At 71.4% G+C, this 17056-nt stretch carries 16 protein-coding genes and 1 pseudogene; 11 read left to right on the forward strand and 6 right to left on the reverse strand.

Annotation, left to right across the window (positions count from 1 at the left end):
- Positions 1–80 precede the first annotated feature (80 nt).
- Entirely contained in the window at positions 81–611 is a 531-nt protein-coding gene (locus SS2_RS06420; protein ID WP_083941848.1) for a MarR family winged helix-turn-helix transcriptional regulator, read from the forward strand.
- A gap of 25 nt (positions 612–636) precedes the next feature.
- On the opposite strand, the gene SS2_RS06425 is transcribed toward SS2_RS06420, so the two are convergent.
- Both SS2_RS06425 and SS2_RS06430 read right to left on the reverse strand, forming a co-directional pair.
- Positions 637–1650, reverse strand: a complete 1014-nt coding sequence (locus SS2_RS06425; RefSeq protein ID WP_066462176.1) for a hypothetical protein — start codon at positions 1648–1650, stop codon at positions 637–639.
- 50 nt (positions 1651–1700) lie between these two features.
- Positions 1701–4175 (reverse strand): DNA gyrase/topoisomerase IV subunit A, encoded by a 2475-nt coding sequence (locus SS2_RS06430; protein WP_066462178.1) that lies wholly within the window; start codon positions 4173–4175, stop codon positions 1701–1703.
- Positions 4176–4277: 102 nt separating this feature from the next.
- On the opposite strand from SS2_RS06430, the gene SS2_RS06435 reads away from it, so the two are divergent.
- From SS2_RS06435 to SS2_RS06450, 4 genes are all read left to right on the forward strand, one after another.
- Positions 4278–7091, forward strand: coding sequence for a bifunctional acetate--CoA ligase family protein/GNAT family N-acetyltransferase (locus tag SS2_RS06435; protein WP_066462180.1), 2814 nt, complete (start codon positions 4278–4280; stop codon positions 7089–7091).
- Between the two features lie 81 nt (positions 7092–7172).
- On the forward strand, positions 7173–7802 hold the full coding sequence (locus tag SS2_RS06440) for a DUF5998 family protein (RefSeq protein ID WP_066462182.1): 630 nt from the start codon (positions 7173–7175) through the stop codon (positions 7800–7802).
- Positions 7799–8983 (forward strand): alkaline phosphatase family protein, encoded by a 1185-nt coding sequence (locus tag SS2_RS06445; protein ID WP_083941850.1) that lies wholly within the window; start codon positions 7799–7801, stop codon positions 8981–8983. Before SS2_RS06440 ends, SS2_RS06445 begins: the two co-directional genes overlap by 4 nt.
- Positions 8984–9001: 18 nt before the next feature.
- A complete protein-coding gene (locus SS2_RS06450) occupies positions 9002–9598 on the forward strand; it encodes a hypothetical protein (protein WP_066462183.1) in 597 nt (198 codons plus the stop codon).
- Between the two features lie 72 nt (positions 9599–9670).
- Here the strand turns inward: SS2_RS06450 and sepH are convergent, their stop codons facing one another.
- A complete protein-coding gene (gene sepH / locus SS2_RS06455; protein WP_066462184.1) occupies positions 9671–10885 on the reverse strand; it encodes a septation protein SepH in 1215 nt (404 codons plus the stop codon).
- Positions 10886–11019: 134 nt separating this feature from the next.
- Between sepH and SS2_RS06460 the strand changes: the two genes are divergently transcribed.
- Together SS2_RS06460 and SS2_RS06465 are read left to right on the forward strand one after the other, a co-directional pair.
- Complete coding sequence (locus SS2_RS06460; protein WP_066462187.1) at positions 11020–11889, forward strand: inositol monophosphatase family protein; 870 nt, start codon at positions 11020–11022, stop codon at positions 11887–11889.
- A gap of 260 nt (positions 11890–12149) precedes the next feature.
- Positions 12150–12449 carry a DUF4193 domain-containing protein gene (locus SS2_RS06465; RefSeq protein ID WP_066462189.1) on the forward strand — a complete coding sequence of 100 codons (300 nt, stop codon included), beginning with the start codon at positions 12150–12152 and terminating at the stop codon, positions 12447–12449.
- 132 nt (positions 12450–12581) lie between these two features.
- On the opposite strand, the gene SS2_RS06470 is transcribed toward SS2_RS06465, so the two are convergent.
- Entirely contained in the window at positions 12582–13091 is a 510-nt protein-coding gene (locus SS2_RS06470) for a DUF3093 domain-containing protein (protein ID WP_083941852.1), read from the reverse strand.
- Positions 13092–13151: 60 nt separating this feature from the next.
- Between SS2_RS06470 and dut the strand changes: the two genes are divergently transcribed.
- The 4 genes and pseudogenes from dut to SS2_RS06490 all read left to right on the forward strand — a co-directional run.
- Complete coding sequence (gene dut / locus SS2_RS06475; protein WP_066462196.1) at positions 13152–13625, forward strand: dUTP diphosphatase; 474 nt, start codon at positions 13152–13154, stop codon at positions 13623–13625.
- Between the two features lie 117 nt (positions 13626–13742).
- Positions 13743–14546 (forward strand): DUF3710 domain-containing protein, encoded by an 804-nt coding sequence (locus SS2_RS06480; protein WP_066462198.1) that lies wholly within the window; start codon positions 13743–13745, stop codon positions 14544–14546.
- Positions 14546–14914: an OB-fold nucleic acid binding domain-containing protein gene (locus tag SS2_RS06485; RefSeq protein ID WP_066462200.1), complete on the forward strand. Its 369-nt coding sequence runs from the start codon at positions 14546–14548 to the stop codon at positions 14912–14914. The genes SS2_RS06480 and SS2_RS06485 overlap by 1 nt, the downstream gene beginning before the upstream one ends.
- 130 nt (positions 14915–15044) lie before the next feature.
- Positions 15045–15638, forward strand: a pseudogene (locus SS2_RS06490) (DUF3159 domain-containing protein); the annotation flags it as partial.
- Here the strand turns inward: SS2_RS06490 and SS2_RS16960 are convergent.
- Positions 15595–16344 carry an NAD-binding protein gene (locus SS2_RS16960; RefSeq protein WP_083941854.1) on the reverse strand — a complete coding sequence of 250 codons (750 nt, stop codon included), beginning with the start codon at positions 16342–16344 and terminating at the stop codon, positions 15595–15597. The pseudogene SS2_RS06490 and the gene SS2_RS16960 sit on opposite strands and share 44 nt — an antisense overlap.
- A complete protein-coding gene (locus SS2_RS06495; protein WP_066462484.1) occupies positions 16344–16994 on the reverse strand; it encodes a potassium channel family protein in 651 nt (216 codons plus the stop codon). Before SS2_RS06495 ends, SS2_RS16960 begins: the two co-directional genes overlap by 1 nt.
- Positions 16995–17056 lie beyond the last annotated feature (62 nt).

The raw sequence follows: 17056 nt of genomic DNA on the forward strand, positions 1-17056 counted from the left end.
GGCGCAGATGTGTTGTTCGACAGATCATATGTAGGTCAGATCGGTTGTGCAACCACGTGTCTGTCGCTAGAGTTCCCACCATGGAGCAAGCGACAACCCGACAGGTCGTGCCGGGTGCAACCGACACCACCGCCAGCGCCGCGGCCGTCGAGGACGACTTCGGTCGACACCTCGTGATGCTCATGCGCGCCTACCAGGCCACGCTCGGACCGCTCCTGGGGGAGCTCCCGCACGGCACCCGTGGTTACCAGGTGCTGGTCGCCGTCGTCGCCGGGGACCACCCCAACCAGCTCGCGCTCGCAGCCCACCTGGGGATCGACCGCACCGTCATGACGTACGTCATCGACGACCTCGTCGCCTCGGGTCTGGTGGAACGCCAGCAGAACCCCGCGGACCGCCGGGCCCGCCGGGTCGTGGCGACCGAGGCCGGGCGCAGCACCCTCGCCGAGCTCCAGCGCCGCGTGCTCGACGCCGAGGACGACCTCCTCGGCGCACTCCCTCCCGCTCAGCGCGCGGTGTTCCGCGACCTGCTCCAGACCGTCGCCTGTGGCGTGCGGGACGTCGCCCCCGAGGTCGACCCGTGCGAGGCTGCCACGTCCATGCTCGACTGAGCGGTTGCGCGGCTGAACGTGCCCCCTAGGACGTCCTCGCCTTGGACCAGCGACCCGCACGGATCGTGGCGCGCCGCTCGCGCGACGAGGCCAGGCGCCGCTTGCGCAGCGAGACCAGCAGGAGCGTATAGGCGGCGACGGACCCGGTGACCCCGCCCCAGACAAGCGCCTGCGAGGCGTCGACGGCACCGGGAAAGAGCGTGAGGAACGCCGAAGACGCCGCAGGCCCGGACAGCGGCCCCGGACCGAGATCAGTGGTCACGGTCCATCCTGCCCCCACGGTGCCCAGGCTCGCCCACAGGACGACGTGCAGCCATGCCTGCGCGGGGGCGAGCAGTGGGCCGCGCTCCCACGGCACGGCGCGCACAGCCTGAATCGTGCTGACGAACAGCAGGCCGATCAGCACCGGCACCATCGTCATGGCACCGACGACCTGTCCGAGGTCCCCGGTCTCACCGAAGAGCGGACGGGAGACGACCCAGACGCTCATCGCGAGGTTCACCGGGACCATGAGCGCGAAGACGAGGTTTGCCCAGCGGTGATGCCAGGGGACTCGCACGTCGGCCGCCGGGCGATCACGGCCGGAGCGACGTCCCCGCAGGCGCGTCGACAGGTCGACGACGAGCGCCAGCCAGGCGATTCCGGCGATCGCGGCGGAGGTCGTCGAGAGGGCGGCGAGGGGCTCGGTCCACCAGTCGTCGCGGGGCGGAGTGCTCAGGTCGACAGAGATCGGCACCGCCATCCGGGCTGCCCATGCCGTTGCGGACGCACCGCTCATCAGGACGAGGCCCGCCCAGGTCGCGCAGAACAACGTCCACTGGACGACGGTGAGGCGAGCGTCGTGGTGACCGGCACCTTGGCGCCGGGCCAGCGCGAGGGGCACGGTCAGCGCCAGCGCGACGCCGCACGACATCATGATCGACATCATGATGAGCTCGGGCACCCACAGGCCCGAGGCGAGGACGAACGCGGCGACTGCGAGGTTGACCACGGTGAGAGCAGCGAAGTTCGTACCGTCAGCCGCAGCGCGTGTCGTCACGCGACGCGAGCATAGGGCATTCCTGCCCACACCGGCCTGATCTGACCGCCTTATCCCACCGCGTGCACCGGTGCGTTGAGCGCCACTCCGGACCCGTCGCGGCGCGGGTCCGGCTCGGGCAGGGACACCGGCTGCCCGGCAGACCCGGTCGCGTGCGGGGGAGCGGTGCCCACCCAGGCGAGGATGAGGGTGTCCTCGCCCTTGAGGAAGCGGTGCGCTCGGACCCCGCCGGTCGCGCGTCCCTTGGCCGGGTACACCTCGAAGGGGGTGACCTTGATGGCGCCGGTCTGGGTGCCGGGGAGCGCGTCACGCGAACCGGCGACAGTCACCACCGCCTGCTCGTCGTCGCCCGGGGTGACGACGCCGAAGAAGACCACCTGCTGGTCCGGGCCCAGCTTGATCCCGGCCATGCCGCCGGCGGTGCGACCCTGCGGGCGCACGGCCGAGGCGGGGAAGCGCAGCAGCGCCGCCTCGGAGGTGATGAAGACGAGCTCGGCGTCGTCGGGCGCGGGGGCGGCGCCCACGACGGTGTCGCCGTCCTTGAGCGCGATGACCTCCCAGCTGTCCTTGGCCGGCACGTCGCCGCGGGCAACACGCTTGACCACGCCAGCAGCGGTGCCCAGGGCCAGCGGAGGCGCGTCCTCAGCCAGGGAGACCAAGGAGATGATCGTCTCGCCGGGATCGAGCGCGGTGACCTCGGCCGTGGGAACCCCGCCGGACAGGCTCGGCGCGCCCTGGGTGGGCGGCAGAGCCGGGAGGTCCAGCACAGAGATCCGCACGATCCGCCCGCGTGAGGTCAGCGCCCCGATCTCGGCGCGCGCGGAGGCGGGGACGACCGAGCGCAGCACGTCGTGGGCGTGGCGGTGGTCGTCGCGCACGATCGGCTCGTCGCTCGCCGTGCGGGCCAGCAGCCCGGTCGCGGACAGCATCACCCAGCACGGGGTGTCCTCGACCTCGAGCGGCACCGCGGACCCGCGGGCGGAGGTGGGCCCGGGCGCGCCGGTCACCCCGGCCCCGGCGGAGTCGAGCAGGATGGTGCGTCGCGGCGTGCCGTAGACCCGTGCGACGTCGGCCATCTCCTGGCTGACGACGCTGCGCAGGCGGGCGTCGGAGGCGAGGATGGCGAGCAGCTCCTCGATCTCCTCGACGAGGGCGGCCTGCTCCTTCTCCAGGTCGATCTGGGAGAACTTCGTCAGACGGCGCAGCCGCAGCTCGAGGATGTACTCCGCCTGCGCCTCGCTCAGGTCGAAGACGCTGCGCAGGCGGGTGCGCGCGGTCTCGGAGTCGTCGGAGGTGCGGATCACCTGGATGACCTCGTCGATGTCGACGATGGCCAGCAGCAGACCCTCCACCAGGTGCAGGCGTTCCTGGCGCTTGGCCAGGCGGTGCTCGCAGCGCCTGCGCACGACGTCCAGGCGGTGGTCCACCCACACCGAGAGCATCTCGCGCAGGCCCATCGTGCGCGGCTGGCCATCGACGAGGGCGACGTTGTTCATGCCGAAGGAGTCCTCCATCGGCGTGTAGCGGAAGAGCTGCTCGAGGACGGCCTCGGGGTTGAAACCGGTCTTGATCTCGATGACCAGGCGCAGGCCGTGGGTGCGGTCGGTGAGGTCGGTGACCGCCGTGATCCCGGAGAGCTTCTTGTTCTGGACGCCCTCCTTGATCTTCTCGATGACCTTCTCCGGGCCCACCAGGTACGGCAGCTCGGTGACGATGATGCCCTTGCGCTTGGGCGTGACGTTCTCGATCCGCGTGGTCGCCCGGGTGCGGAAGGAGCCGCGGCCGGTGCGGTAGGCGTCGCGGATGCCCTCCAGGCCGATGATCTTGCCGCCGGTGGGCAGGTCGGGCCCCGGCACGAAGCGCATGAGGTCTTCCAGGTCCGCCGCGGGGTTGGCCACGAGGTGGCGGGCGGCGGCGATGACCTCGATGAGGTTGTGCGGTGCGAGGTTGGTTGCCATCCCGACGGCGATCCCGGACGCGCCGTTGACCAGCAGGTTGGGGATCGCGGCGGGCAGCACCTCAGGCTGGGTCAGCTTGTTGTCGTAGTTCGGGACGAAGTCGACGACGTCCTCGTCCAGGCCGGCCGTCATGGCCAGGGCCGCGGGAGCGAGGCGGGCCTCGGTGTACCGGGGGGCGGCCGGGCCGTCGTCGAGCGAGCCGAAGTTGCCGTGCCCGTCGATCATCGGCAGGCGCAGCGAGAAAGGCTGGGCCATGCGCACGAGGGTGTCGTAGATCGCCGTGTCACCGTGGGGGTGCAGCTTGCCCATGACCTCGCCGACGACGCGCGCGGACTTCACGTGCGCGCGGTCGGGCCGCAGGCCCATGTCTGACATCTGGTAGAGGATGCGGCGGTGGACCGGCTTGAGGCCGTCCCGGGCGTCCGGCAGCGCGCGCGCGTAGATGACCGAGTAGGCGTACTCGAGGAAGGAGCCTTCCATCTCCGCCGAGACGTCGATGTCGACGATCTTCTCGGTGAAGTCCGACGGATCCGTCGTGGGACCGGCGGCGGTCGACTTGCGTGCCATCGGGATCGGCTCCTTGGTGTCGGTGGGCGGGCAGTGTACATATTCCCACGGTTGACGGTGTGCCCCGTCTCCGGTGGCTGCCGGAGGTCATAGCCTGTACGGGTGACCAGCGCAGCGGATGCCCCAGCGAGCCGACCGGCGCCAGGCCGTACGTATCCCCGCGAGTGGGAGGCCGACGTCGTCCTGCGCGACGGCACGACCGCCCGGCTGCGCCCGATCCAGGTGGGCGACCGTGAGGCCCTGCAACGCTTCCACGTCCGCCAGTCCGAGCGGTCCACGTACATGCGGTTCTTCGCCGCGATGGAGCGACTCTCCGCTCGGGACCTCACCCGCTTCACCGTCGTAGACCACCACGACCGGGTCGCGCTGGTCGCCGTGGTCACGGCGACCAGGGAGGAGGGGGACGGTCCCCACGAGGAGATCATCGGAGTCGGACGGTTCGACCGGATCGGCCCCGGCGAGGCGGAGGTCGCCTTCAACATCTCCGACACCCACCAGGGACGCGGGCTGGGGTCGGTGCTCCTCGAGCACCTCGCCGCCGCCGCCCGTGAGGTGGGGGTGCGCCGGTTCACCGCCGAGGTGCTCCCGCAGAACGGCAAGATGCTCACGGTGTTCCGCGAGGCCGGGTACAAGACGTCCCAGCACGTCGACGACGGCATCGTGACCGTGAGCATCGACCTCGACCCCACCGAGCGCTCTCGTCAGGTGATGGCCGACCGCGAGCACCGCGCCGAGGCGCGGAGCATGCGCGGTCTGTTCACCCCGCGCTCGGTGGTCGTGGTCACCTCCGCCGAGGCGGACACTTATCACTCTCAGCTCGCCGACCGCGTGATCGAGTCGCTGCTCAACGCCGTCCCCGCCACGCAGGACAGCGAGCCGGTCGCCCTGACCGTCGTCGGGCGGGCCGCCCCGAGCATCCCCGACGCAGACGTCGCTGCGTACCCTGCCCGCCCTGCCCGACCTGCCCGCCCTGTCACCTACGTCGACTCCCTCGACGCCGTGCCCGGCGCCGCGGACCTCGCGGTGCTGACCGTCCCCGCCTCCGAGGCCGCCGGCGTCGTGCGGGACCTCGCGCGGTTGTCCGTGCGTGGCGTCGTGGTGACCGGCCCCGGCTACGCCGAGACCGGGGAGGACGGCCTCGCGCTGCAGCGGGAGGTGGTGCGCTCGGCGCACGCCGCCGGCATGCGCGTCGTCGGCCCGGGGTCCTACGGGCTGTTCGCCCAGGGCACCGAGGCGACGTTCAACGCCTCCCTCGCCCCGCACCTGCCCCCGCCGGGCCGGGTCGGGCTGTTCTGCCAGTCCGCGCCGATGGCCGTGACGGTGCTGGCCACCGTGGCGCGCCGCGGGCTGGGGATGTCGACCTTCCTGTCTGCGGGCAACCGCGCCGACGTCTCGGGCAACGACCTCATGCAGTTCTGGCAGGACGACGAGTCCACCGACGTGGTGGGGCTGTACCTAGAGTCCATCGGCAACCCTCGTAAGTTCTCCCGGATCGCCCGCCGCCTCGGCATGGTCAAGCCGGTCGTGGTGGTCACCGCCGGCCGGTCCGGGCACATCGTGCCGCCCGGGCACACGGTGCGTACCACCCGCGCACCGCGCCGCACCCTGGAGGAGATGTTCCGGCAGTCCGGGGTGATCCGCGCCGAGAACACCCACGAGATGATCGACATCGTCCAGCTGCTCGCCCACCAGGGGCTGCCGCAGGGCCGGCGGGTCGCGATCGTGGCCAGCTCGGCCCCGCTGGCCGCGGTGGTCGCCGAGGCGGCCGGCTCGGCTGGGCTCGTGGTCACCGGCCGGACCGGCATCATCCAGGACGGCGCGAGCGACGCCGAGGTGCTCGACGCCGTCGACGCCGTCTACGCCGAGGGTGCCTGCGACGTCGTCGTCGCGGTGCACGTGCCCGTGCTGGGGCGCCACGACGACCGGTTCTGCGCGGCGGTCGCCCGGGCTGCCGCCCGTACCGGGCGCCCCACCGTGGCCTCCATCCTGGGCCTGCACGGCCTGGTGCCCCAGCTCACCGCTCCCGGACCGGACGGCACCGACGTCACCGTCCCGGCCTACTCCACCCCCGACGACGCCGTCCAGGCGCTGGGCGCCGTCGTGCGGTATGCGGCCTGGCGCGGCCGGGACCACGGCGAGGCCCTCGTCTACCCGGACGTGGACGTCGCCGGCGCACGGCGGATCATCGAGGGGCACGTGGCGGAGTCCCACCGCAGCGACCTCACCCCCGAGGAGGTCCGGGCGCTGCTGCGCTGCTACGGCATCGACCTGTGGCGCTCGATCCGTGTCTACGACGTGGACGAGGCGGTCGCCGCCGCCACCGAGCTGGGCTGGCCGGTCGCGCTCAAGAGCACCGCGGAGTCGTTGCGCCACCGGGCGGACCTGGGCGGGGTACGCCTGAACATCGCCGACGCGGACGAGCTGCGCGCCGACTACGAGCAGATGCACCAGACGCTCGCCGAGCACCTGCCGCCCGCGCGTACCGGGGACGCCACGGCGCCCTTCGAGGTGCAGCGGATGGCCCCCAGCGGGGTCGCGTGCGTGGTGCGCTCGACCGAGGACGTGCTCTACGGCCCGGTCGTGTCCTTCGGGCTGTCCGGGGACGCCACCGACCTGCTGGGCGACGTCAGCTACGGGGTCCCGCCGCTCACCACGACGGACGTGGCGCAGATGGTCCGGTCCATCCGCGCCGCGCCGCGTCTCTTCGGCTACAAGGGCCTGCCCGAGGCCGACGCCGGCGCGATCGAGGACCTCATCGGACGGGTCTGCGAGCTGGCCGACGACCACCCCGAGGTGCAGTCCCTCGAGCTCTACCCGGTCGTGGTCGCCGAGCACGGCGCCGCGGTGCTCAGCGCCCGGATCACGGTGGGGGCGGCCAACCGCAAGGACGGTCTGCGCCGGGCGCTGCCCGACTGAGCCAGGGTGACGGCGGCGCGTCCGCACGCCGCGCCCTGTGGGCGCGGCCCCCGCGCCGACGGCGGCGCTTACTATGGGTACGTGTCTTCGACCAGCCCTGACCTCCGTACCGACCTGCACCGCCAGCTCAACCGCGCGGGCTACTACCCTGACCTCGTCGCCGATGTCCTCGACGTCGCGCTCGCGGACGAGCCCGTCGAGGGGCATCTCGTCCACGTCGAGACGACGTTCACCACGTCCGAGGTGCGCCGCCACGTCACCGTGCTCGTGCTCACCGCCTCCCGGCTCGTGCTGGCCCACGTCGACGACCACTCCGAGGAGCACTCCGGTGCGCACGAGGGAGACGAGCCCACCGCGGTCCAGTCCAGCGCCGCGGCGACCACCGAGGCCGTCCCGCTCGCCCAGGTGAAGTCCGTGGTGCTCACGCACATGGTGAACTCTCCCGAGAACCACGTCCCTGGCGCGCCTCCCGCCGAGCTCACCCTCGCCGTCGGCTGGGGCGCGGTCTCCCGCATCGACCTCGAGCCAGCTCAGTGCCCCGACCCGCAGTGCGAGGCCGACCACGGCCTGACCGGCTCCCTCGCCAACGACGACGTCCTGGTGCGGATCAGCGCCCAGGCCGAGGGGCAGGAAGCCGTCCGGTCCGCCGTCGCCTTCGCCAAGGCGCTCTCGGCCGCGACCGGGCACGCCGCCCGGGGCGCGGTGCGGTGACCACACCGACCACCACGCAGCTGAGCGAGAGCGCCCAGCGTCTCGGCTTCCTGATCCCCGACACCACCGGACGCAGCCTGTCCTCGGTGCTGCCCGGCGTCGCGGCCAGCCTCGGTGTCCTCGACGAGGCCGGACGCAACGAGGCCGCCCAGCAGGCGCTGGGCCTCGCCCCGGCGGAGCGCGTGTGCGTCGTGCTGGTGGACGGCCTCGGCTTCGAGAACCTCTCCGAGCGCAGTGGCCACGCGCCGTTCCTGCGTTCGCTGCTCTCCGACGACGCCCACCTCACGTGCGGCTTCCCGTCGACGACCGCGGTGTCCATGGGCATCTTCGGGACGGGGAGCTCTCCTGGGCGCACCGGGATGCTCGGTTACACCGTCCGCAACCCCCACACCGGGGTCATCGCCAACATGGTGTCCTGGACCGGCCTCGGGGAGCCCGAGGCGGTCCAGCGTGAGACGACCGTGCTCGAGGAGATCACTGCGGCTGGCGTCGCGGTGACCACGGTGGGACCGGCGCGGTTCGCCCAGTCCGGGATGACCCGTGCGGCGCTGCGTGGTGGCCGGTACTGGGTCGCGGAGTCCCTCGCGGACCGGGTGGACGCCGCGGCATACGAGCTCATCCAGCCCGGTCTGGTCTACCTGTACTGGGGTGACGTGGACAAGGTGGGGCACCACGAGGGCGCGCAGTCCTGGCAGTGGGGCGACGAGCTCGAGGCCGCCGACCGGGAGATCGCACGGCTCGCGCGGATCCTGCCGCCCGGCACCCGCCTTGTGGTCACCGCGGACCACGGCATGATCGACGTCGACTTCTCCCGCCGCTGGGACGTGGCTGCGGTGCCCGGGCTGAGTGAGGGCGTCAAGGTCGTGGCGGGGGAGCCGCGTGCCGTGCACGTGTACTCCCGCAAGGCCAGCGGCGCCGCTGCGGTGGCCAGCCGCTGGCGCGACGTCCTCGGTGACGGCGCCCTGGTGGCCACCCGGGACGAGGTGATCGAGGCTGGATGGTTCGGACCCGTGGCCGACCACGTCGAGGCGTACATCGGTGACGTCATCGTGGCTGCCACCGGAGCCGGGACCATCGTCGACTCCCGGACCCAGAGCGCCGCGTCGCTCACCCTGCGCGGGGTCCACGGGTCGCTCACCCCGCGCGAGATGCGCATCCCGTTCCTCACGCTCACGACCTGATCGCGACCTGGACAGCCGGTGACCGCCTGGATATGCCTCTTCTTCGTCATGTATCTGGTGGTGCTCCTCGTCGACTATCGAAAACGGCGTGCGACCGAGTCGATCACGCGGGTGCTGTTCCGATTGAGTCCGCTGGCATGGGTCGCCACGCTGCTCTTCTGCATCGCGACGATCGTCGCGATCCTGGGTCCAGACACGTTTGCGGCGAGCTCGTGGACGGGCATGGACCTCACGAAGATCGTGGTGGCTTTCGCATCCGGTGCGCTGGGCGCCGTGGCATGGCTGGTCTTTGAGGCACTCAGTCGCAGGAGGGCCGAGGCCGGGCCTGTCGACCCGCTGCACGACCCACCGACGTCGCGCTCGTCAGAATCGGATCTCCCTGCGTTGGTAGGGATGGCCACCGGGGGGATGCTGAAGGGGTATCGGATCGAGATCTGGCCGGCGGAAGTCGAGGGGTGGGACACCTTCTACTTCGCCCCGGACGGAGAACGTCCCGAGTACAACTCCTACGCCGAAGACTGGGCGACGGCTCTCATGCAGAGCGATACGTTCACAGTGGTCTGGCACGGCGGCCTGGAGTGGGACGAAGGCTGGACGCCGGAGGGGCAGACCTGAGCGAACGACGGCGCACCCAGGAATCGTCCTTGGATGCGCCATCCGTGTGAGCTGTTCCGGTTTGCCGGTGGGCTACTCAGGCTTGGCGCCGAAGACGATCTCGTCCCAGCTGGGCACCTTGGACCGGGCCCGGCGGCTCGAGCGGGGCTTGGCCGGGTCGGCGTCAGCCGGGGCAGCCTCGGCGGCTGGCTCGGCCGGCTTCGCGTCTGCTGCGCCGGTGGTGGCGTCGGTCGTGTTCGGGTTCTGCGGCTCGGAGGACCCCGACGTGTCTGGGGCCTGCGGTCCCGCGCCGGTCGCCGGCGCGGTGGTGGCGCCGTCGGCAGGGAGCGCCGGCTGAGCGGGCAGGGAGTACACCCGTGCGTCCCGGTCGTCGCCGCCCGCCGGGTGCGCGCCGGGGACGTCGTCCTCGCGCGCCGGGGGCGTGTCGAGGTTGAAGGTCGACGGCGGGCCGAAGCCCTCGAAGCCGCTCTCCTCGTCGATGTCCATCTGCTGACGGACCCCGCGCCGTCCGCGCAGGTCGTCCAGCAGCGCGGAGGTCTGGTCCAGCGCGGCCTCCCGCGGGTCCGGCGTCACGGGGGCGAGGTCGCGCCGAGACTCCGAACGAGAGTCGACGGCGTCCAGCACGGGGCGGATCGAGCCGTCGGCCTCGACGTCGAACACGGAGGCGCGGACCGAGGCGAGGTGGCGGCGGGGGATCGGCTCGTCGGCGATCTCGGTCTCGGACAGCCAGCGGGCCTCGTCCTCGAGCGCGTGCAAGGAGCGGGCCGGTGCGTCGAAGGTCCAGCGGGCGATCCGCTCGGCGCCGCCCACGAGGAAGGTCACCGTGACGATCCAGCCGTGCCCGTCCGGGCGCGCGGCGTCCCACTCCAGCGTCTCGGTGTCCACGCCACGAGCGGCCAGACGGTCGGTGACGAGGTCACCCAGGCTCGGGGAGCTGTTGTCGCGGCCCACCCGGGTCGCGGCGGCCTGCTGGGCGATGAACGCGCGCTCGGCGAGCACGGGCCCTTCGTAGCGGCGCACCTGGGCGACCGTGATGCCAGACTCCTCTGCGATCTCCTCAGCGCTCTTCCCGGCGCGCACGCGCGCCTGGATCTCACGAGGGGGCAGCGCCCCGGCGCTCTGAGACTTCAGGTGCTCCAGGCGCGGGCGGTCCCCGCGCACCGCAGCGCGCAGCGCGTCGGTGATGGGCAGCTGGAAGCTCTTCCCACCCGGACCCGCCAGCACGAGGTGCTCACCGTCGTCGTGCAGCCCGACGAGCCGTAGTTCACCAGCGTTCAACTCAACCATGTGTGCCAGCGTGCCATCTCGATGGTCTCTCGTGGCGCACGTGACACGGTGCGCCGCACCAGAAGATCACCACTGCCGCCCCTGCCGGGCTCGCTCAGCCGCCGGTTCGCACGGCATTGCGGCAAGATGGGCCCATGACTGACCACCCCGGTGCCCCCGCACCCACTGACGCACCCGCCCTGCCAGACGCCGCGACGCTGGCCGCGTTGCGCGACCTCGCCGAGCGCGTCGCCCTGGCCGCGGCGGACCTCGTGCGGCGCACCCGGCCCGACGAGGTGACGGTCGCGGCCACCAAGTCCTCTCCGGTGGACGTCGTGACAGCGATGGACGCCGCGTCGGAGGCGCTGCTGCGCGAGCTCATCCTTGCCGAGCGTCCCGACGACGCGATCCTGGGCGAGGAGGACGGGCATGTCGACGGCACCAGCGGGCTCACCTGGGTGATCGACCCGATCGACGGGACGGTCAACTACCTCTATGGCATCCCGGCCTACGCCGTGTCCGTCGCGGTCGTGGCCGGGACGGCGGACCCGCTCGAGTGGACGGCCCTCGCCGGGGCCGTCGTCGCGATCGTCGGCGGGTCCGCCTGGACCGCCGCGCGTGGGGGCGGTGCGACCCGCGACGGACAGCCGATCACGGTCAACGCCGCCAAGGAGCTGTCCCAGAGCCTGGTCGGGACGGGCTTCGGCTACGCCAGCGAGCGTCGCGCGGCCCAGGCCCAGGTGCTCGTGCACGTGCTGCCCCAGGTCCGCGACATCCGCCGGATCGGTTCAGCGGCGCTGGACCTGTGCATGGTCGCCGAGGGGACGCTGGACCTCGTCTACGAGCGCGGTCTCAACCCCTGGGACATGGCGGCCGGCGCGCTCATCGTCGAGGAGGCCGGGGGAGTGGCGACGGGGCTGCGCGGGATGGCAGCGAGCCCGACGATGACTGTGGCCGGCCCGCGCGAGTCGGTCGCCGCGCTGGCGGCCCTGCTCGAGCAGCACGGCGCTGACCAGGGTGCCTGAGACACAACGACCAAGGGGGGCGGACTGGGGACGAAGACGCTTTCAGAGGGTAAGGGCGCGAATCCGGCGCGGGTGACCAACGTCATAGGACCGAAGATATGCGATCGGGCCAAAAATGTTGCACAATCCCTTCGCCACCTGGGAACAACCGGAGTGGCTCGAGCATTACATGCGTAAGCAACTGAGTTGCGTCTCACCGAAGGGCCTCAGAGGCCGCCTCGGCACCCACCAATCATCTGCAATGGAGTGTGAGCCCACACATGGCAACCGACTACGACGCCCCCCGCAAGACAGAGGAAGACCTCAGCGAGGACTCCCTCGAAGAGCTCAAGGCGCGTCGCTCTGACAAGAGCTCCGGAGTCGTGGACGAGGACGAGACGGAAGCTGCCGAGGGCTTCGAGCTCCCGGGAGCGGACCTCTCCGGCGAAGAGCTCTCGGTTCGAGTGCTTCCGCGGCAGGCGGACGAGTTCACCTGCTCGAGCTGCTTCCTGGTCCACCACCGCAGCCAGCTGGCCGTCGAGAAGGACGGCAAGCAGATCTGCTCGGAGTGCGCTGCCTGATCCTCAGGCTCGCACTCCCACCCGCAGCACAGCTCCACAGACCACGCACCACCCAGCACCACCCAGCATCACCCCGCGCGATCGTCTGACGGTCGCGCGGTCGCCTACGACGCGGCGGCTGCGACCGACTCCTCACCCCTGGTGGGTGAGAGCAGCCGCCAGGTCGTGGGCGCGCCGGCTGGACACGATCCAGTACGGCGTGGGGTCGCTCGGGTCGACGATCTCGACCCGCACCCCGCCCCCGGCCCACGTGCGCAGGCACGCGAAGGCCCGCGGGTCCCACTGCGTGCCCATCGCCTGGTGCACGCCGTCACGGTCCAGCACCGTGACCTCCCCGAGCAGCTCCAGCGGGATGTGCGCGCTGCCCGCCACCAGCTCGCCGTCGCGCACGGCAACCACCGGCGAGGTCCACCACGCCAGCGCCACGCCCACCACGAGAGCCACCACGGCGCCTACCGCGGCGGTGAGCAGATTGACCACGCTCAACGCGACACCGAGCACCAGCGCGAAGATCACCACACCGAACCACCCACCGACGCCAGGCAGCAGCCGCTCGGTGAACACCGTCCCCCCGGCGCGCGGCGCACCGACGGGGTGTTCAGGACGGCGATCAGGACCAGGACGCGAGGCAGCGGAAGTCATATCTGTCATTCTGCCAGGCGGCGCTGACCCCCAGCCCGCGCCGGGCTAGAGTTTCTCCCCGTGACCACGCACTCCCCAGAGATCCTCATCACCCTGCTCGACGACGGCATCCCCATGCCCGCCTACGCCCACCCCGGCGACGCCGGCGCGGACCTCGTGACGACCGTCGACGTGACCCTCGCGCCGCTGCAGCGCGCCACCGTCCCGACCGGGGTGGCCATCGCCCTGCCCGACGGCTACGCCGCCTTCGTCCACCCGCGGTCCGGGCTCGCCGCCCGCCACGGCCTGACCATCGTCAACGCGCCGGGCACCGTCGACGCCGGCTACCGCGGCGAGATCGCCGTCACGCTGTACAACTCCGACCCCACCGAGACGATCACGCTGTCCCGGGGCGACCGGATCGCCCAGCTCGTCGTGCAGCAGGTGGCACGGGCCCGGTTCGTCCAGGCCGAGCGGCTTCCTGGCTCCGCGCGGGGCGAGGGTGGCTTCGGTTCAAGCGGTGGTTGGTCTCGTTCACCCGTAGCGGAGAACTAGTCCGCCCCCCTGCCCGCGGCCTAGTCTGGTCTCGAGATGGTCACGGACGCCTTAGTGTTGTCCTGCTCACAGGGCGATGCTTGCGCCTACCAGCACAGATCTGAAGGAGACGAACCAGTGGCTCTGTTCCGACGCGGTTCCAAAGAGACCCCTGCACCGACGCAGGACTCCGGGACCGACAGCGAGTCCAGCTCGGACCTCGCACCGGCCGAGCCGGCTTCGTCCAGCTCCACCAGCGCAGACGCCTCCGCCGGTGCGGTCGGCCCGTGGGACGTCTCTGAGGTCCCCGAGCTCGGTCAGCGCATCGACCTGGGCGCCCTGCGCATCCCGGGGATCAACGGCATGGAGCTGCGGATGGAGGTCGACCAGAAGACCAACCGGGTGACCGGCGTCGGTCTCTCGGTCGACGGCTCGGCCCTGCAGGTGCAGGCCTTCGCCGCGCCCCGCTCCGAGGGCATCTGGGACGAGATCCGTGCTGAGATCGCGGAGTCGATCGTCAAGCAGGGCGGGTCCGTCGACGACGTCCCCGGCCCCTACGGCCGCGAGCTCCTCGCCCGGCTGCCCGCCCGCACCCCCGACGGTCGCACCGGGCACCGCCCCGCCCGGTTCATCGGTCACGACGGACCGCGGTGGTTCCTGCGCGGCGTGATCAGCGGGAAGGCCGCCGTCGACGTCGAGGCAGCAGCCACCCTCGAAGAGCTCTTCGGCAAGATCGTCGTCGTGCGCGGTGACGACGCCCGGCCTCCGCGCGACCTGCTCGCGCTCACCCTCCCCACCAGCCCTGCGGTCCCCGGTGCCGCTGCGGCCACGGATGACGGCACCCCGGCCGCTGACGGCGCTGACGGCGCGGCGCCTGCCAAGCACGCCGCGCCCGACTTCGACCCTCTGACCCGCGGCCCCGAGATCACCGAGATCCGCTGATGAACCTGCGGTCGACGCTCAGCCACGTGCTCGCCTCCCAGGAGGAGATCGCGGCCGACGAGGAGCGCACCGACTCCCTCGCGCAGGTCGGCTGCATCGCGGCCGCGACAGCCGGCAACAGGGTGCAGGTCGCGTTGTCCGGCGTCATCCGCTCGGTCATCCTGCGTCCGCGCCAGGGAGTGCAGGCCTTCGAGGCCGAGCTCTTCGACGGCAGCGCCTCGGTGGACCTCGTCTGGCTCGGGCGCCGGCGCATCGCCGGGATCGAGCCCGGACGCCGGGCCCGCATCGAAGGTCTGCTGTGCCAGATCGACGGTCGCCCCACGATCTTCAACCCGCGGTACGAGCTGCGGGTCCGCCCCGGAGAATGAGCGCACGATGACCACCGATCCCGCGGCACCCGCTGCGCAGCCGAGCCCGTCCACGGGCGTGCGCGCCCTCACCGCGCAGGAGTTCTCGCTCAGCGACTCCGTCGGCGGGGTGCGTGGCGCGATCGAGGCCATGCTCCCCGGGCTGGTCTTCGTCGTCGTCTACGTCATCACCCGTGAGCTGTCCCCGGCGCTGTACTCCTCCCTCGGGGTGGCGCTGCTGGCAGTGGCTGCCCGTCTCGTGCAGCGGACCCCGGTGACCCAGGCGTTCAGCGGGCTGCTCGGCGTCGCCATCGGTGTGTTCTGGGCCTGGAAGTCCGGGGACGCGACCGACTACTTCGCCTACGGGCTGTGGACCAACGGTGCGTACCTGGCTGTGCTGCTGGTGACCGTGCTCATCGGCTGGCCGGTCGTGGGCGTCGTCGTGGAGGGGCTCAAGGCGGGCTTCGGCCTGTCGGCCGGCGCCCCCGCCGCTGACCCGCAGACGCCGTCGACGCCGTCGTCGGCAGAGGCTGCCGCGTCGTCGGACACGACCGAGGCGACCACGGACACGGCGCAGGCCGGGTCGCTGTGGTCGACCGCGTGGCGCAAGGACCGCGTCCTCATGCGCCGCTACACGATCGCCACCTGGCTGTGGATCGCGATGTTCGCGCTGCGGCTGGGGGTCCAGCTGCCGCTCTACCTCAACTCGTCGGTGGGGTGGCTGGGGACGGCGCGACTGGTGATGGGGATCCCGCTGTGGGGACTGGTGCTGTGGGCGACGTGGGTGCTGGTGCGCCGACCAGCAGTGCATGCAGCTCAGCCTGCGGGGCATCACGTCCCGTGACGATGAGCAGCTCGTCCCCGACCTCGAGGGTGTCGTCGGGGCTCGGTGCGATGGGCTGAGCGCCCCGCACGATGGTGGCCAGGACGGTGTCCTCGGGCCAGGTGACCTCGCCGACCCGCAGGCCGGTGAGCGGGGAGTGCTCCGGCAGGGTGATCTCCAGGATGTCCGCACCGGACTGGTGGAAGGTGAAGATCTTCACCAGGTCGCCCACCGCCACGGCCTCCTCGACCATCGCGGTCATGATCCGCGGGGTGGAGACGGCGACGTCGACCCCCCAGGACTCGTCGAACATCCACTCGTTCTTCGGGTTGTTGACCCGCGCGACCGTCCTGGGAACCCCGAACTCGGTCTTGGCCAGCAGCGAGATGACGAGGTTGGCCTTGTCGTCGCCGGTCGCGGCGACGATGACGTCGCACTCGTCGACCTTTGCCTCGGTGAGGGTTGACAGCTCGCAGGCGTCGGCGAGCAGCCAGTCCGCCTCAGGGACCTGGGCGACGCGCATCGACGTCGGCTGACGGTCGATGAGGGTGACCTCGTGGTCGGAGACGAGCAGCTCGCGGGCGATCGAGCGTCCGACCGATCCGGCACCTGCGATGACGACGCGCATCAGCTCTCCACCTTCGGGGCGTGGGTCAAGATCCGTTCCATGTCCGAGGACCGGTCGGTGTGCACGAGCATGTGCAGGATGTCGTTCTCCTGGAGCACCATGTCGGTGTGGGCCACGACCCCGTCGCCGTAACGCGTGACGAAGGCCGCGCGCGCTCCGGCAGCTTCTTCGATGCTACGGATCGAGCGTCCGTACCACCCCGCGTGCACGTCGACCTGGCACAGCCTGATCTGACCGGAGGGGTCGCGGTACTCGTCGGTGGCGCCCATGGGCAGCATCCGGCGCAGCACCTGGTCCGCGGTCCATCGCACGGTCGCCACGGTCGAGATGCCCAGGCGCTGGTAGATCTCGGCGCGGTGCGGGTCGTAGATCCGGGCGACGACGTTCTCGATCCCGTACGTCTCTCGGACCACGCGCGCAGCGAGGATGTTGGAGTTGTCTCCGTCCGAGACGGCCGCGAACCCGAAGGTGTCGTCGATGCCTGCCTGGTGGAGGGTGTCGCGGTCGAAGCCGAGGCCCGTGACCTTCTTGCCGCCGAAGTCGGGGCTCAGGCGGCGGAAGGCCTCGGGGTTCTGGTCGATGACCGCGACGGAGTGGCCGTAGTTTTCGAGCGACTGGGCCAGCGTGGCTCCCACGCGCCCACATCCCATGATGACGAAGTGCACAACCGGGAACGCTATACCAGGTTCGGAGAAGTCGATACATGGACGAC

Source organism: Sanguibacter suarezii NBRC 16159 (genome assembly GCF_001552735.1).
Classification (GTDB): Bacteria; Actinomycetota; Actinomycetes; order Actinomycetales; family Cellulomonadaceae; genus Sanguibacter; species Sanguibacter suarezii.

Bases quoted from the DNA above. Each gene is read 5' to 3' on its own strand.
- SS2_RS06420 (WP_083941848.1), top strand. From the start codon at position 81: ATGGAGCAAGCGACAACCCGACAGGTCGTGCCGGGTGCAACCGACACC.
- SS2_RS06430 (WP_066462178.1), bottom strand. From the start codon at position 4,175: ATGGCACGCAAGTCGACCGCCGCCGGTCCCACGACGGATCCGTCGGAC.
- sepH (WP_066462184.1), bottom strand. From the start codon at position 10,885: ATGGTTGAGTTGAACGCTGGTGAACTACGGCTCGTCGGGCTGCACGAC.
- SS2_RS06460 (WP_066462187.1), top strand. From the start codon at position 11,020: ATGACTGACCACCCCGGTGCCCCCGCACCCACTGACGCACCCGCCCTG.
- SS2_RS06465 (WP_066462189.1), top strand. From the start codon at position 12,150: ATGGCAACCGACTACGACGCCCCCCGCAAGACAGAGGAAGACCTCAGC.
- SS2_RS06470 (WP_083941852.1), bottom strand. From the start codon at position 13,091: ATGACTTCCGCTGCCTCGCGTCCTGGTCCTGATCGCCGTCCTGAACAC.
- SS2_RS06485 (WP_066462200.1), top strand. From the start codon at position 14,546: ATGAACCTGCGGTCGACGCTCAGCCACGTGCTCGCCTCCCAGGAGGAG.
- SS2_RS16960 (WP_083941854.1), bottom strand. From the start codon at position 16,344: ATGCGCGTCGTCATCGCAGGTGCCGGATCGGTCGGACGCTCGATCGCC.
- SS2_RS06495 (WP_066462484.1), bottom strand. From the start codon at position 16,994: ATGGGATGTGGGCGCGTGGGAGCCACGCTGGCCCAGTCGCTCGAAAAC.